Origin of the sequence: Pseudarthrobacter sp. 1G09, from assembly GCF_050038305.1 — a bacterium.
GTDB lineage: Bacteria > Actinomycetota > Actinomycetes > Actinomycetales > Micrococcaceae > Arthrobacter > Arthrobacter equi.
Genome location: NZ_CP188306.1, coordinates 3,844,125 through 3,858,467, shown reverse-complemented (window position 1 = coordinate 3,858,467; position 14,343 = coordinate 3,844,125). Strand labels below are relative to the sequence as shown.

The following is a 14,343-nucleotide window of genomic DNA, read 5'->3' as shown; positions in this document are numbered from 1 at the left end:
CTTGTCTGTCTGGTTTTAGGGGTGTTGCCTTCAACTGTACTGATCCTGAGAGTCGGCTGGGAGCGGGCGTGGTCTTGCCCACATGCCAAAAGGCAGGACCCGTGGCGGGTCCTGCCTTTTGACTGACGGATGCGCGCTCCTGCGCCCGACTTTCGGGGTTCCTGTTGCGAAGGGAGTGCGGGAGCGGCATCCGGGCTTACATGATGCCGGTGGGAACCAGCAGGACCCAGGCCAGTGCGGGGGCAACCAGCACCACGCCGCCGGCGTACATCATCAGCTGCTTGTACACGCGCTGGCGGTCGTCCTCACGGGCGTTGGCCACCACCAGGGCGCCGTCGGTGGAGAAGGGGGAAACGTCCACCACGGTGGCGGCGATGGCGAGTGCGGCCACCGTGCCGGAGGCGCTCAGCGAGCTGGTGGCCAGCAGCGGCCCGGCCAGCGGGATGAATGCGGTGAGCAGTGCCGTGGAGGATGCGAAGGCCGAGCCGACGCCGATCACGTAGCAGAGGACCAGTGCCACCACCAGCGGTGCGCCCAGGGCCAGCGCCATTTCGGCGAGGGTATCGATGACGCCAACGTGCTGCAGGAGGGAGATGTAGGTGATCATGCCGGCCACCAGCAGGACGGTGGACCAGGAGACCCCGCCGATGAAGGTCTGGTGTTCCTTGATGTTCACCAGGGCCAGCAGGAGGCCGGCGGAGAGGGCCACGAAGCCGATGGGCAGATGGAAGCCCAGCGCGCAGACCAGCATGGCAACAATCAGCACCAGGGTCAGGATCTGCTGGCCGTGCGGGCGGCCGGTGCTGCCGGTTTCGAGGTCGGCGTGCTGGCCGTCGCCTTCGCGCAGCTTGCCCAGCAGGGCGAACAGCACCACGGTCAGCACGGAGAGGATCAGGTTGATCGCGAAGCTGGCGGTGAAGAGTGCGCCCTGCGAGATGGGGAAGCCGTTCTTCACGGCGATGTCGTGCACCAGCACACCTGCAACGGAGAGAGGGGAGAAGCCGCCGGCGTGGGCGCCGTTGATGAGGAACGCGCCCATCACTACCGGGTGGATGCGGGACTCGTAGGCAAGGCCGATGGCAGCGGGTGCCAGGAGGGCGACTGCGGCGGGGGAGAAGGTGCCCAGCGAGGTCAGGGCTGCGGCCATCAGGAAGAACACCCAGGGGAGCAGGAGCGTCTTGCCCCGGACCAGGCGGACGCAGGTCTGCACAATGATGTCGATGGTGCCGTTGCGCTGCGCCATGCTGAAGAAGTAGGTGACGCCGATGATGGTGATGACGATGTTGGCGGGGAAGTCCGCCAGGATTTCCTTGTCATCCATGCCGAGCATGAAATAGCCGACGCCGAAGGACGCCACCAGCCCCATCACGCCGATGTTCAGCGGCCACTTGGTGGCGACGACGAACATCACCACCAGGATGATCAGCGGGATGATCTGTACTGCGGTCATGCTCGGCTCCGATCCTGCGGTTGGCGCCTGGTTGAAGACGCCTCCCGCCAGGAACAGGGCAAGCGCACCCAGGAGGGTGATGCTTACGACCGCCATCAGCAGGATACGGCGGCGGCGGTTGGGGCGCGGTGACCGCTGGTCCGGGGACTGTTGGTCCCGGGTTTCCTCAACGGTTTCGGTGGGCTGCTGCACAGTGTTAGTCATGGCGGGTACTCCTCATCGAGTGGCTCCCGCGAGGGCTTCTGCGGCAGCGTTGCCGAGGGCCTCGGGGAGGTGGATAACGGTGGTGGCGATGGTCCGGGCCGTGCGGTCGACGCCGACGAGCACTCCGCCGTCGTTCTCTTCGGTCCAGGTTTCGAGGACCCCGGCGGGGGTCCGCAGCTTCAGCGCGGCACCCTGGGTGCCGCCTGTCATCTGGTGCAGGACGGTGCCCGGCGTGCGGGCTGCCAGGGTCAGGGCGATGCTGCCGGTGATGGCCAGCGCCGGGTGGGGGCGCCCCATCGACAGCATCATGACGTTGAGATCGCTGGCTTCTGTTCCTGCCGAAGATGCGCCTGCCGGAGCCGGGGCTGCGGCGATGGCGAGCTTCGGGATGGCCCGCGCCGCGCTCGCCGTGGTGGCGGCCAGGCCCATGCGGACGGCGGCCTGGCGGCGGATCTGGTCCAGGGTGTCGAGTTGAAGTTCGACGCCGGGCAGCCAGCTTTCGTACCGGGCGGGGTCCAGGCCGAGGTCCTCGGCGCGGACGATCACCACGGGGGCGCCAGCGTCCACCATCGAGACCGTCCAGCGGGTTCCGCCGGCGGTGATGGTGTCCGTGGCGGATCCGGTGGGCAGCAGGGCACCGGTGGTTTTCCCGGCGGGATCCTGGAAGCCGAGCCCCACGCGGTAGCCGGGGAACGGAACGCCCGGCATCTGCGCGTCGGGGACGATGGGCAGGGCGCCGGCGGGGGTGGCTACCCGCTGGACAATGACCTGGCCGGTATTGGTGTTGCGGGTGACAATCCTGGTGACGTCGCCGGTAGGGACCACCCATCCCTTTTCGATGGCGTAGAGGCCCACCACTGCCGAGCAGTTGCCGCAGTTGCTGCCCCAGTCCACGGCCGCCTCTTCAATGCCCACCTGGGCGAACGTGAAGTCGACGTCGATGTCCTCGTTGTCCGGACGGTGCAGGATCATGGCTTTGCTGGTGGTGGAGGTTGCTCCGCCCACGCCGTCGATCTGCCGCGAGTCCGGGCTGCCGAATACACGGGGGAGCAGCGAGTCCAGGCTGGTGTCCTCGCCCAAATGGCCGGCTTCAAACACCCAGCATTTGCTGGTGCCTCCGCGCATCCACTCTGCTTCGATCTTCATTGGTCTTTCACATCTCCTCATTGCCTCGGTTACTTCGAGGGGCCCTGATAAAAGATTGATCCGGATCACAAGTTAAGACAATGTTCAATAATTGAAGGGGGATGTAGCATTGCTTCAATCACTGCGCTTTCAAATGCTCAGCGTCGGTAATCGGCAGCGCACGGTGCAGGGCGGGCCGTTGGCAGCGCAAGGAACCAGCTCCGCATGAACCGTTTTAACCAATTCCGCCAAGGGGTAAAGCAATGCTTCACGACGACGAGGCGCAACTTTTCGATGTACGCCGCCTGGCAGTGCTCCTGGAGGTGGTGGAGCAGGGTTCCATCACCGCAGCGGCGGACCTGATGATGTATTCGCCGTCCGCGGTGTCCCAGCAATTGCGCAAGCTGGAGCAGGAAGTGGGGCAGCCCTTGCTGACCCGCCGCTCCCGCGGGGTGGTGCCCACCGAAGCGGGCCAGGTGCTGGCCGGACACGCCCGCCAGATCCTGCGCCAGATGAAGGCGGCCCAGTCAGACCTGGACCAGATCGCCGGCCTCAAGCGGGGTGCCCTGACGGTGGGCACGTTCCCCACGCTGGCAGGGTCCTTCCTGCCGATCGTCATCCGCGCCTTCAAGAAGCGGTACCCGGCCATCAGCCTGTCGCTGCGGAGCGCCCGCTTCGACGAGCTCGTGGCAGACCTGCAGTCCGGGGTGACGGGCCTCTGCCTGCTCTGGGACTACCCGTGGAACAGGTTCCAGAACGATTCCATCCGGGTCACCGAGGTGTTCCGCGAGAGCACCGTCATCCTGGTGGCGGCCAGCCACCCGCTGGCCGGTAAAGAACAGGTGAGTATGGAGGACCTGCGCAACGAGTCCTGGATCGTCCGTGCGGAGGCGCACCCGGTGGTGGAGGTCCTGCAACGTTCCGCGCACGACGCCGGGTTCGAACCGGCCATCGGGTTCCTCGCCAACGACTACCAGGAGGCCCAGGCCATGGTGAGCGTGGGGATGGGCGTGGCCATGGTGCCCAAAACCGCCGTCGCGCTTCAACACCCGGACGTCCGCGTGCTCAGCCTCGGCGACGAAGCGCCGCTGCGCCGCGTCCTGCTCGCCCAGCGCCAGGACAAGGTCTACGCGCCGGCCGAAGTGGCTTTCCAGACCACGCTGCTGGAGATCGCCCGCGAACGGGCCGGCGACTACCTCTAGGTCGCCTACCCTTGGACTTGTGGGGGTTAGGGATTTACTGAAGAACGACGTGTGGGCCGGGCGGATTTTCTACGGCACCCTGATCGCTGTGTTGCTCGGAGTGTTCGCGTGGCTGGCCGGAGGCAGGATACTGCAGACCCTGCCGTTCCTCTCGATCGGCGCGGTCTACGCGTTCGTGCTGTACCGCGTGGTCTCGCAGTCTGTCAGGGCTTTCGTGGTGATGCAGTGGACCCTCCTGCTGAACTACTTCACCCTGATTTCAATCGACGTATCGGACCGGCTGGCCATCCCGGCGTCGGCGCCGTGGTTTGCCGGGTTCCTGGTGGGCGGCATCATCGGCGGCCACGTCTGGTCAGGGCGTGGGACGGGCGCGGAGTTCCGGCAGCCGCGCAAGCGCGTCCTCAGGCACGACGGCACGTACGACGGCGGATGGCGGCTCGCGCTCATCAATGCCGCCTGTGCGGCGGTGCTTTTGGCGATGGGAACTGTCCAACTGCTGCTGCTCTCACCGACACCGGCCAGCGTTGCCGTTCTGGCCGCGGCCACCTTGGCGGGCTGGGCGCTTTTCCGGTTCCCGCCTCCCCTTGGCATCAGGAACGGGCTCCTGCTGGTGATTCCGGTGGTCTTCTTCGTTCTGATCTTCCTTGCTGGCGCCAGCGGCCAGTTGGGGATGCCGGCCGCGTGGGCGTACGGCGTCCTCGCCGGCATCCTGATCGGCGGGCGCTACTGGTCCGGGCCGAGGCTGGGTGCGCCCCGGCCGCCGTTCGTCGTCCCCGGCCAACGCCGGCGGAGGCGGAAGCGCCGTCCCAAGGCGAAACAGGCGAAGCTGAGCGCGCCGAAGGACCAGGCTTCGGAGCCCGCAGCGCGGTAGGAATCCCCCGGTAGTCCGCCCGACGCTGCCCAGGGCGTCAGCTCCCTGGCTGGAGCCTTGCCAGGAAGTCCTCCGCGAAATGCTTCACGCCGTCCCACTCCGTGTAGACGTAGTCGCGGGACGTGTCCGTGTCTGGTGAGCCCTGGCTGCTGGCGATCCGCTTCATGATGAGGCGTTTGACGAACCCGTAGTGGGTGTAGGGGATGGCGCCGCTGAACAGCCCCACCTGCGCGGGCCGCCAGCCGGTTTCATCCTCGAATTTCCCTACGTAGCCCCCGGCGCCTTCGGTGTCGCCGTGCGCCGCCATGCTCACCGAGAACAGCGCGGACGGCAGCCGCTCCAGGGTGCCGCGGTTCTTCCGGACGAAGTCCCCAACGTACTTCTCGTGCTTGCCCACGTGGACGGAGGCCCCTACCAGGACAGCGTCGTACCCGTCAGGGATGCATCGCCGGCGTCCTTGATGTCCGCAGCTGTGGCGTCATGGCCGTGCGCCTGGAATACGTCCGCGATGAACTCGGCGATCCTCGCCGTCTGCCCCTCGGTGGTCCCGTAGGGAATATAGATCCTGCTCATCGCCGGCCTCCTCAAGCTGCCCATGCCCGTCAAATCCACTCTGCCAAGCCCCGCCCCGAGGACGTAGGGCCGAACGTCCCCGGCGCGCACAGCTTTCCGGACGCACCACCAAACGGAAGCGGACGACGCCGGGATGCCCCCGCCGTCGTCCGCTCCTGTTGGGTGCCGCCAGGGCCGTGCGTGTGTCAGTGCCAGAGCCCCAGGGCGAACTCGGCGATCACCGTGGAGAGCAGGAACGAGGCCGTGATGGCCACCAGGCCCACCGGGATGATCTTCCAGCCGATGTTCTTCAGCAGCGGGATGTCCTTGCCCAGGGACAGGCCGGCCAGCGTGAGCATCACCGTGGCGATGGAGAGGAAGTCCACGGTCTTGACCGCGGCGTTCAGCGGCTCGGCCCCGAAGAACCACGGGCTGGAAATGTAGGCGCCGATGGTGGTGATGAAGACGATCGCCGAGATCTTCCGGGTCAGTTTCGCCAGGACGATGCTGACCAGCACCAGCGCCAGCATCACGGCGTAGCCGCCCACAATGCTGAGGCTGAAGCCCTTGGCCGCCACCGACGCCGTGCCGATGCCGAGCACCGTCAGCACGGACAGCGAAAGCCACAGCGGCAGCTTGATCGCCGCGGACGATTCGGCCACGCGCTCGCGGAACAGCCGGTTTTCTTCGGCCTGTGCTGCCTCACGCTCGAGGTCGGCCGCGCTGGGCCCTGCGGTGGGGCCGGCGGCACCGGCTGCCACTGCCTGCCGGCTTTCCTGCTTGCGGGTCAGCGCCCGGTAGAACTTGTCCGCCAGCGGCAGCGCAATGTAGATGCCCACATAGACGCCCAGCACGGTGGTGATCAGGTTGGATACGGCGGCCATGCCCAGCACTGCTTCCTGGTCGCCCGGGTAGGCAGCGGTGATGCTCGCCACCGAGGCGGCCATCATGGACCCGGACCCCACGCCGGCGCCCATGGCCAGGGCCAGCGGATCGAAGATCTTCCAGTTGGCCACCAGCGAGGTCAGCAGCGTGATGAACACGGCGCCGAACAGCGTCCCGAACACGTACATGGCCAGCACGCCGCGGTACTGGTCCGAGTCCGGCCCGTACTTCTCGGAGACCATGGCGAAGGACGGTTCGCGGTCCAGCGAAAACGTGGCACCTACGGTGGCTTTGCCCATGCGCAGCAGCACGGCCAGGGGCAGCGCCAGCACGATGGTGCCCAGCAGGTGGCCCACTTCCTGCAGCAGCAGCGCCGGGCCCGCCTTCAGCAGGGTGGGCAGGCTGGGTCCGATGTTGAACGCGAGCCGCGCCACCAACAGCAGCACCGCCACGCCCACCAGGGCGGCGGCCACCCGCTGCAGGTCGATGCCCAGCGGCTTGAACTTCTGGACGGAGACCAGCAGGCCGAGGATCAGGCCCCACACCATGGGGAAGATGATGATGGCGCCGATTCCAAGATCGATCTTGGCCTGCCCGATGAACTGGACGGCCAGGGCGATGACGAACGCCAGGGCGGCGATGGGGATGGTCAGCCTGGTGCCGGCCTTATCGGTCCGGGCTGTTTTGGCAGTGCTCATGATGCGCCTTCCTGGGTGAAAGCTTCCTGGGGGGAAGTACGACGGCGGTACGCCGCCTGGGTGAAGCGATTCCGTTGGGTGGGGGTTGAGGCAGCGGCGGCGACGGTCCAGGCCAGGGCAGTGCCTGCCTCGAACATCACGCCGTACGCCGGGGGAGTGTCCGCCAGGGCGGCGAACGCATGCGAATGGATGGGGACGTCCGCGCCCGGAATGCTCAGCCACGGGTGCAGGGACGGGATGACCTGGGAAATGTTGCCCATGTCCGTGGACCCGCCGCTGAGGCCGGAGGACCGGGACGTGTCCTTGCCGAACGCGTCCATCGCGGAGGTCCAGTGCGCCGCGAGGTCGTCGTCCTGGAGCAGCGGTTCGTACAACGGCTCGGTGTCCTCATACTCCAGCGTGGTTCCGGTGGCAACCGCGGCGCCCTCGAAGCAGCGGCGGACGCGTTCCAGCAGGGCATGGAACTCCGGCAGGGTGAAGGCGCGGCACTCGAACTCCACCACGGCCTTCTCCGGAATGATGTTGGTGACGTGCCCGGCCTCGGCCACGTAGCAGGCGATCCGGTGGTCGCTTGGGATCTGCTGGCGGAGCAGGCCGATGGCCACCTGGCTGAGGACTGCCGCGTCGGCTGCGTTTACGCCCTGGTGCGGGGCAGCTGCTGCGTGGGCTGCCTTGCCGGTGAACGTCGCCTTGTACCGGCCCACGGCCTGGGCGCTGGTCCCGGCCGGGTTGTAGGTGAGCCCGTCCTGGACGGGGTGGACCATCAAAGCCAGCCCCACGCCGTCGAACGCGCCCCGCTCCAGCATCAGCGCCTTGCCGCCGCCGTGCTCCTCCGCCGGGGTGCCGATGGCCTTGAGCGTGATGCCGAGCTCGTCCACATACGGCCGCAGGGCCAGTGCCGCGGCCACCGATGCTCCGGCGATCAGGTTGTGCCCGCATGCGTGGCCGATGCCCGGCAATGCGTCGTACTCCACGCACAGCGCGACGGTGAGGTCGCCGCTGCCGGCGCTCGCGGTGAAGGCCGTGGGCAGCCCGGACGTTCCGCGCTCCACGGTGAAGCCGCCATCCTCCAGCAGCGCGCTGATGGCTTCCGCTGACTGGACTTCCTCGAAGGAGATTTCCTTGTAGCCGTGGATGTTCCGGGCCAGCGCCTCCACTTGGGGCTTCCAGCGTTCGACGCCGTCCGCCAGGGCCGCGCGAAGGGCGCCCGCCGCCGGGGTAGGGTCAGTGCCGGTTGAGTCAGTGCCGGTGGGTTCTGTGCTCGTGGGCTCAGTGCCGGCGGTTTCGGTGGTTTCCATGGGGGCCTCCTAGTAGGACAGCGACGGGAACGGGGAGCCTGCCGCCCGGGTGGGCACCCAGATGGCCTTGGCCTGCGTGTATTCGTCCAGCACGCCCGGGCCTGAGGAACGGCCGTGGCCGGAGTCGCCGAAGCCGCCGAACGGCACGGCCACGTGGATGGTCTTGTAGGCGTTGATCCAGAACGTCCCGGCCTTGACCTCGCGGGCCACGTGGTGGGCGCGGGAGACGTCCGAGGTCCACACCGCGCCGGCCAGGCCGAAGTTGGTGTTGTTGGCGCGGGCGATGGCCTCGGCTTCGGTGTCGAACGCGTCGGCGCCCACCACCGGCCCGAAGACCTCCGTGGTTTCCAGGCGGTTCGCCGGGGTGACGCCATCCAGGAGCGTGGGCATCACCCAGTGGCCGCCCTTCAGCGCCGAGCCGCTCAACGACTCCGGCAACGTTGCCCCGGTAAGGCGACGGCCGCCGTCGTCCACTCCCGCCTCGATCAGGCTGGTGACCGTGGCAAACTGCTGCGGCGTGATGATGGGGCCCACCTCGGTGTCCGCGCTCAGGGGATCGCCCACGCGGAGCAGGGCGGCCTTCGCGGCCACCATTTCCACGAACCGCGCGTGCACGCTGCGTTCCACCAGCAGCCGGGACCCGGCCACGCAGGACTGGCCTGCGCCGGAGAAGATGGCTGAGATGGCGCCTTCGGCAGCGCGCTCCAGGTCGGCGTCGGCGAACACGATGTTGGCGCTCTTGCCGCCGAGCTCCAGCAGCGCCGGGATTCCTGCCTGGGCTGCGGCGACGGCCACGCGGCGGCCCGTGGGAACGGATCCGATGAAGCTGACCTTGCCCACGCGCCGGTCAGTGGTGAGGGCTGCGCCCACAGTCTGTCCCAGCCCGGCGGCCACGTTGAAGACGCCTTCCGGAAGGCCTGCCCCGTAGGCGATTTGGGCCAAACGGACGGACGACGCCGGAGTGAACTCACTGGGCTTGATGATCACGGCGTTGCCTGCGGCCAGCGGGGCGGCGGAGTTCCAGCCGGCCGTGAACAGGGGTGCGTTCCACGGGGTGATGGCGACCACGACGCCCCACGGCACGCGCTCGGTGTAGGTGTGCCAGTTACCCGGGACGGGGATGGTCTGGCCGGTGAGCTTGTCCGCCCAGCCGGCGTAGTAGCCGAACATTTCAGCCACCTTGGCGGCTTCGACGCGGGCGTCGCGGATGGGTTTGCCGGTGGTGGCGGATTCCAGGATGGCCAGTTCTTCGGCGTGCTGTTCCACCGCGCGGCTGACGTTGCGGAGGATGGCGGCCCGCTCGAAACCGTTCAGTGCGCCCCACACTTTGGCGCCCGCCGTCGAACTTTCCAAGATGGCGTTGGCGCCCTCGACGCCGGGGTCCGCGTAGGTGGCGAAGGGTTCTCCCGTGGCGGCGGCGGTGAGGGTGATGGCGTCGCCGCGGCCGGTGGCAACGCGGCCGGCCACGAACGCGCCGAGGCCGTTGGGGAAGGCGGCGTCCAGGACTGCCTTGGCGGTGGCCGCCGAGGAGGATGTTGGTGCTGTGGTGATGCTCAAGATGCTGTGTCCTTCGAAAATTAGCGCTTTGGGGGCTGTTGGCTGCGGGGCCGGAGGCCTGGTCTTTCGGACCGGTATTTCAGGCGGTGACTCAGGCCGCGGGGGAGGTGGTTTCGGGGGTGGCTGTACTGGTTTTTGTTCCTGTGGCTGGTGCGCCGTTTGTGCCTGGTGCGCCGGCGGGGGTGACGGCAGGTGCCACGGTGCGGGCGATCTCGGTGAAGTCGGCTTTGGGACCGAGCACTGCCAGGGCGTCCTGCCACTGGTTGGCCACCGTGGCCAGCAGCGCCGGCTTCTCACCGATCTGCTCCGCGATGTCCACGGCGAGGGACGCATCCCGGGCCATCAGGCCCATGGAGAAGCCGGAATCGTGGGTGCCGGTGAGCACCCAGTTGGGGTACATGTTGGCTGAGACCTTGCTGCCGCCGGACGCGCCGCTGATGCTGGCGGCCGCCGTCGCTGGGTCGATGCCGTAAGCCTTGGCCACGCCCAGCGCTTCGCCCACGGAGGCGAGGTTTGCGGCTGCCAGGACGTTGTTGAGGAGTTTGACCACGTTGCCGCTGCCCGGACCGCCGATGTGGCTGTAGTTCCCGCCGGTGAGGGCGAGCAGGACCGGCTCTGCGGCGGCCAGGGCGGCGTCCGTGGCACCCACGAACGCGCTCAGCGTGCCTGTTGCGGCGCCGTCGCGACCTCCCGAAACCGGTGCATCGATGAAGGCGGCGCCCTGTGCTTCGGCGAGTTCGGCCATGTGTTTGCTGGTGGCCGGCTCGGACGTGGTGGTGTCCACGATTGCCACGGTGCCCGGGACGGCGAGGAGCTGCGGCACCGTGGTTTCCACGATGCTGGCTGCGGGGAGGGAGAGCACTGCATAGGGTGTCCCGGCAACGGCGGCGAGGTTGTCAGTGGTGCTGATGCCGGTGCTTGCTGCCGCTGCGCGGGCTGCGTCCGAGGGGTCGAAGCCGGTGACTTCCCAGCCGGCTTTGTGCAGGGTGGCGGCCATGGCTCCGCCCATGGCGCCTAGGCCGATGACGGCGATGCGGCGGTTTTGTGGCTCGTTCATGCGGGTACTCCTGAGTGCCGGTGGCGGTTGTTGGCTGCTGGCGCGGATCGGCGCGGAGGGTTTTTACCCGGGCGTTGCCGACCTGCGGTGTTTAGTTCAGGGTGCTTAGTCGAGGTAGATGTCCAGGTCTTTCCAGAGCTGCTGGGTGCGGCGGATGGCGGCCCGGCTGCGTTCCGGGTGGGCGGCTTCCATGCCGGCGAGCAGGCCGTAGACCAGGGAGTTGGCGGCGGTGACCGACTGGAAGAAGGAGATGCCTTCGGAGGCGACCACCAGCAGGTGGTCGGCGGCGGTGGCCAGGCGGCCGCGGCGCAGGTCGCTGATGGCGATGACAGTGGCGCCGGCCTGCTTGGCGGCTTCGGCGGCGATGATGATGTGCTTCACCGAGCGCCACATGTTGATGACCACCAGCACGTCGCCGGGGCCCAGGCTGTTGGTGCTGGAGGCCAGGTGGACGCCGGCTCGGTTTTCCAGCGAGATGGGGTAGCCCATGGTGGAGCCGAGGTGGGCCATGACGCCGGCCGGCCCGGCGAACGAACCGATCCCTACGACGGTGATGGACTTGGCTGCGGCCATCGCCGCGATGGCCGCCTCGGCTTCCTCGGAGGTATTGGAATCCAGTGTCAGGCGCAGGTTTTCGATGTCGTGCGTGATGGCCTCACGGAGGGGGCTGCGGTGTTCGCCGTGCTCGGTGAGGGTGTCCTCGGTGGAGATCATCACGAGGTAGCGGGAGCGGAGTTCGCGCTGCAGGTCCGGCCAGCCGCGGTAGCCGAGGTGCTGCGCCGTGCGCACCACGGAGGAATTGTTCACGTCCGCGCGCTGGGCGATCTCGGCGATGTCCGCGTAGGAGGAGAGCTGGGGGTTGCGGGTGATGATCTCCACCACGCGGCTCTGGGCCTTGGTGAGCGGAACATCCGGCAGCGCGTCGCCCAGCCAGGCGCCCGACGAGGTGCCAGCCTCGCCGGCCTCTCCCGTAGCGGCATTCTCGCTGATGGCGTTGGTGTTCAAGATGTACCCGTCCTGTAACGCTTATTTGTTGTGCTGGCCCCTGTGGCCGGCTGTGCCGTAGATCACTCTGCAAACGCAATTGCATCAAATGTACTCTGCAATTTTGATTGCGGCTAGGTGTTTTCGTTTCGGGGATGTAAAACCTTGGCCATTGCGCGGCGGCGCGATGTTGTGCAACGATTCCGGTGATCGTGACCCGACCGCAGGAGGTGAGACCCATGAACGCTGTATCCGTAATGGGTGCTCCCCGGCGGTCCCCGATCACGCGGCTGAGCTAGCCGCCGCCGGGAGCGCCCCACCAGGCAATTCGCGAAAGGCGACTCCCATGTCTTCACCTTCTTTCTTACCTTTTGATGCGGCTTCGGCGGCCTCTTCGGTGTCTACTTCAGCACCTCCTTTAACTGCGTCTTCTACCGCGGGCATTGATGCCACCCCACGGATGCCCCGGTCCGGTGAGAGGGCTTTGGTCCTGGGTGGCGGCGGTTCAACCGGCAATGCGTGGCTGATCGGCGTTATCGCCGGTTTGTCCGGGGCCGGGCTGGATGTCACCGACGCCGACCTTGTCATTGGGACATCGGCCGGCTCGACCGCGGCGGCCCAAATCTCGGGCGCAACCCCGGCTGAGCTGCTGACCGCCATCCTTGACGCTCCGGCCCTAAGCCGCAGGTCGGCGTCGTACACGGTACCTGAGCGTCCTGCCTTACCTGGACCAGCGGCGGGCGGTGCAACTTCTGGGATGGTGGATGCAGGATCCCGGCCTCAGGCCGGCGTCGCCAGTCCGGGTATGGGTACCCAGCGGCCGTCACCGGCTGGCGGGGCGGTGAACCACCTGGAGCGAACGGGCAGGATCATCGCGGCGTCCGTGGACGCGGCCGACATGCGCCGCAAAATGGGCGCCGCGGCGCGAGACCTGGCTGCCGACTATGATCCCTCGGGCCGCTGGCGGGCCACTGTGGCTTCGAGGTTGCCGCACCAGCAGTGGCCGGACCCGTACACGCTCATCACGGCGGTGGACGCCACAACGGGCCAGCCCGTTGTGTTCGACCGCGACAGCGGGGTGGACCTCGTGGACGCAGTGGCCGCCAGTTGCGCCAGCGGGTTCGCGTACAGCGCCGGCGGGGGTGCCTATATCGACGGCGGCTACCGCGCAAACGCCGAAAACGCCGACCTGGCAGCAGGATATGCGCGCGTGCTCATCCTCTCTCCATTTAGCGGCAGGTCGCGGACGCCCGCTGACTGGGGGATGCATCTCGCAGCGCAGGTCAGCGGGTTGCGTGCCGGCGGCAGCAGGGTGGAGACGGTCTTCCCGGGCAGCGCCTATGAGCACCTGTTCGGCGCCAATGCAATGGATGTGTCGCTGCGGCCGGCCGCGGCCCGCGCTGGATATCAGCAGGGACTGGGCCTCGCCGAGGAACTTGTCGAATTCTGGCGCTGACTCTCTGGAAAACGTCCGGGTTGGGTTTTTCGGGGTGTAAAAACTGGGGGTGGTCCTGGTTTTCCATGACCCAATTTGTGCTATTTCTGGAGAATCCGGAAAAGCCAAGGCGATGCCGGTCTTTTTCTGTAATCCGACGCTTACAGAAAAAGACCTGGAAGACGCTTCTCGGTGGAAGGAAGTCAGCCGGGTTGACCGCCTTGGTCACGCCTGCTTGCCCGGTTTCGCAGGGATGCCCTTCAACGGCGGGTGCTTCCCGGCAGGACTGGCATAAAAATAAAAAGTGGGTATGGTATCGGTTAACGCAAGCACAGAAAGGCGTGATTCCGATGTCCGGAAAATCCTCCAAAGGCGGCGCTGCGAAAAAAGCGGGCAAGTCGATTCTGGAAAAACGGGCCGATAAAAAGGCCAGGCACGAAAACAGTGAACTGAATTTCGCAAAGCCGCGCAAGAACCAGCGCTAAGAGCCCGCGGGCGGCTGGATGGGGAACTCCTAGCCCCGTCCGGCCGCCCGCGTCATTGTGCGGCAACTGCGGTTCGGCGCCCGGACCCGACGCCCAGCGCTCAACGTCCGGCCTATGGCTCACAGCGCCAATCGATCGGCTTATGGCGCCGGGTGAACGTCGCCCAGCGCACGGACGAAAGACACAAATCATGAACACCCTCCTCAACGCCCTGGTGATCCCCGCCAGGCTCAACCACCCCGTCCACATCCGGTCCTTGCAGTTGGACGCCGCTTCCCAGCAGCGTGTAGCAGCGGGGGAAGTTGCGGTGCTGGCGGGACAGGACTGGCGCGCTTACCTGAGCAATGAGTCGGGCCGGGTCTTCCACAATGTGCGGGCGGAGGTCCTTCTCCGCGAGGCCGGAGTGGACGTGGAGAGCACTATCCACGGGACCGTCACGTTCCTTGGCCACACAGAACCTTTGGAGGACGCAGACGCTCCCCGCCACCTGATCAGGCTGGCGGAGCAGCTGTTCGATATGCCGCTCGCCGCCTAGCCGAG

Annotated in this window: 14 protein-coding genes; 5 read left to right on the top strand and 9 right to left on the bottom strand. The window is 67.1% G+C overall.

All coding sequences use genetic code 11. The features are described 5' to 3' along the window. Nucleotides 1–196: 196 nt before the first annotated feature. Together ACP3TD_RS17900 and ACP3TD_RS17895 are read right to left on the bottom strand one after the other, a co-directional pair. On the bottom strand, nucleotides 197–1,654 hold the full coding sequence (locus ACP3TD_RS17900; RefSeq protein ID WP_426764324.1) for an SLC13 family permease: 1,458 nt from the start codon (nucleotides 1,652–1,654) through the stop codon (nucleotides 197–199). A gap of 12 nt (nucleotides 1,655–1,666) precedes the next feature. Next, nucleotides 1,667–2,800 (bottom strand): PrpF domain-containing protein, encoded by a 1,134-nt coding sequence (locus ACP3TD_RS17895; RefSeq protein WP_426764323.1) that lies wholly within the window; start codon nucleotides 2,798–2,800, stop codon nucleotides 1,667–1,669. Nucleotides 2,801–3,042: 242 nt separating this feature from the next. On the opposite strand from ACP3TD_RS17895, the gene ACP3TD_RS17890 reads away from it, so the two are divergent. Together ACP3TD_RS17890 and ACP3TD_RS17885 are read left to right on the top strand one after the other, a co-directional pair. Beyond that, nucleotides 3,043–3,981, top strand: a complete 939-nt coding sequence (locus ACP3TD_RS17890) for a LysR family transcriptional regulator (RefSeq protein ID WP_056077908.1) — start codon at nucleotides 3,043–3,045, stop codon at nucleotides 3,979–3,981. 19 nt (nucleotides 3,982–4,000) lie between these two features. Then, the gene (locus ACP3TD_RS17885) at nucleotides 4,001–4,852 is read left to right on the top strand and encodes a hypothetical protein (protein WP_426764322.1); all 852 of its coding nucleotides are present in this window, start codon (nucleotides 4,001–4,003) and stop codon (nucleotides 4,850–4,852) included. A gap of 37 nt (nucleotides 4,853–4,889) precedes the next feature. Here the strand turns inward: ACP3TD_RS17885 and ACP3TD_RS17880 are convergent, their stop codons facing one another. From ACP3TD_RS17880 to ACP3TD_RS17850, 7 genes are all read right to left on the bottom strand, one after another. Then, complete coding sequence (locus tag ACP3TD_RS17880; protein WP_426764321.1) at nucleotides 4,890–5,249, bottom strand: flavodoxin domain-containing protein; 360 nt, start codon at nucleotides 5,247–5,249, stop codon at nucleotides 4,890–4,892. 14 nt (nucleotides 5,250–5,263) lie between these two features. Beyond that, a complete protein-coding gene (locus ACP3TD_RS17875) occupies nucleotides 5,264–5,425 on the bottom strand; it encodes a hypothetical protein (protein WP_426764320.1) in 162 nt (53 codons plus the stop codon). Nucleotides 5,426–5,610: 185 nt separating this feature from the next. Continuing rightward, nucleotides 5,611–6,987, bottom strand: a complete 1,377-nt coding sequence (locus ACP3TD_RS17870) for a DUF3100 domain-containing protein (RefSeq protein ID WP_091723243.1) — start codon at nucleotides 6,985–6,987, stop codon at nucleotides 5,611–5,613. After that, nucleotides 6,984–8,285, bottom strand: coding sequence for a M20 family metallopeptidase (locus ACP3TD_RS17865; protein ID WP_426764319.1), 1,302 nt, complete (start codon nucleotides 8,283–8,285; stop codon nucleotides 6,984–6,986). Before ACP3TD_RS17865 ends, ACP3TD_RS17870 begins: the two co-directional genes overlap by 4 nt. Before the next feature lie 9 nt (nucleotides 8,286–8,294). Then, nucleotides 8,295–9,842 carry an aldehyde dehydrogenase family protein gene (locus ACP3TD_RS17860; protein ID WP_426764318.1) on the bottom strand — a complete coding sequence of 516 codons (1,548 nt, stop codon included), beginning with the start codon at nucleotides 9,840–9,842 and terminating at the stop codon, nucleotides 8,295–8,297. 91 nt (nucleotides 9,843–9,933) lie between these two features. Beyond that, nucleotides 9,934–10,899, bottom strand: a complete 966-nt coding sequence (locus ACP3TD_RS17855) for an NAD(P)-dependent oxidoreductase (protein ID WP_426764317.1) — start codon at nucleotides 10,897–10,899, stop codon at nucleotides 9,934–9,936. A 105-nt stretch (nucleotides 10,900–11,004) separates the two neighbouring features. Next, nucleotides 11,005–11,904 carry a MurR/RpiR family transcriptional regulator gene (locus tag ACP3TD_RS17850; protein ID WP_426764316.1) on the bottom strand — a complete coding sequence of 300 codons (900 nt, stop codon included), beginning with the start codon at nucleotides 11,902–11,904 and terminating at the stop codon, nucleotides 11,005–11,007. A 439-nt stretch (nucleotides 11,905–12,343) separates the two neighbouring features. Between ACP3TD_RS17850 and ACP3TD_RS17845 the strand changes: the two genes are divergently transcribed. From ACP3TD_RS17845 to ACP3TD_RS17835, 3 genes are all read left to right on the top strand, one after another. Then, complete coding sequence (locus ACP3TD_RS17845; RefSeq protein ID WP_426764315.1) at nucleotides 12,344–13,339, top strand: patatin-like phospholipase family protein; 996 nt, start codon at nucleotides 12,344–12,346, stop codon at nucleotides 13,337–13,339. A 65-nt stretch (nucleotides 13,340–13,404) separates the two neighbouring features. After that, nucleotides 13,405–13,803 carry a hypothetical protein gene (locus ACP3TD_RS17840; RefSeq protein WP_426764314.1) on the top strand — a complete coding sequence of 133 codons (399 nt, stop codon included), beginning with the start codon at nucleotides 13,405–13,407 and terminating at the stop codon, nucleotides 13,801–13,803. A 190-nt stretch (nucleotides 13,804–13,993) separates the two neighbouring features. After that, nucleotides 13,994–14,338: a DUF3846 domain-containing protein gene (locus tag ACP3TD_RS17835; protein WP_426764313.1), complete on the top strand. Its 345-nt coding sequence runs from the start codon at nucleotides 13,994–13,996 to the stop codon at nucleotides 14,336–14,338. The last annotated feature ends 5 nt before the right edge of the window (nucleotides 14,339–14,343 follow it).

Bases quoted from the DNA above. Each gene is read 5' to 3' on its own strand.
- ACP3TD_RS17890 (WP_056077908.1), top strand. From the start codon at position 3,043: ATGCTTCACGACGACGAGGCGCAACTTTTCGATGTACGCCGCCTGGCA.
- ACP3TD_RS17855 (WP_426764317.1), bottom strand. From the start codon at position 10,899: ATGAACGAGCCACAAAACCGCCGCATCGCCGTCATCGGCCTAGGCGCC.
- ACP3TD_RS17865 (WP_426764319.1), bottom strand. From the start codon at position 8,285: ATGGAAACCACCGAAACCGCCGGCACTGAGCCCACGAGCACAGAACCC.
- ACP3TD_RS17875 (WP_426764320.1), bottom strand. From the start codon at position 5,425: ATGAGCAGGATCTATATTCCCTACGGGACCACCGAGGGGCAGACGGCG.
- ACP3TD_RS17870 (WP_091723243.1), bottom strand. From the start codon at position 6,987: ATGAGCACTGCCAAAACAGCCCGGACCGATAAGGCCGGCACCAGGCTG.
- ACP3TD_RS17845 (WP_426764315.1), top strand. From the start codon at position 12,344: ATGCCCCGGTCCGGTGAGAGGGCTTTGGTCCTGGGTGGCGGCGGTTCA.
- ACP3TD_RS17835 (WP_426764313.1), top strand. From the start codon at position 13,994: ATGAACACCCTCCTCAACGCCCTGGTGATCCCCGCCAGGCTCAACCAC.
- ACP3TD_RS17900 (WP_426764324.1), bottom strand. From the start codon at position 1,654: ATGACTAACACTGTGCAGCAGCCCACCGAAACCGTTGAGGAAACCCGG.
- ACP3TD_RS17840 (WP_426764314.1), top strand. From the start codon at position 13,405: ATGACCCAATTTGTGCTATTTCTGGAGAATCCGGAAAAGCCAAGGCGA.
- ACP3TD_RS17895 (WP_426764323.1), bottom strand. From the start codon at position 2,800: ATGAAGATCGAAGCAGAGTGGATGCGCGGAGGCACCAGCAAATGCTGG.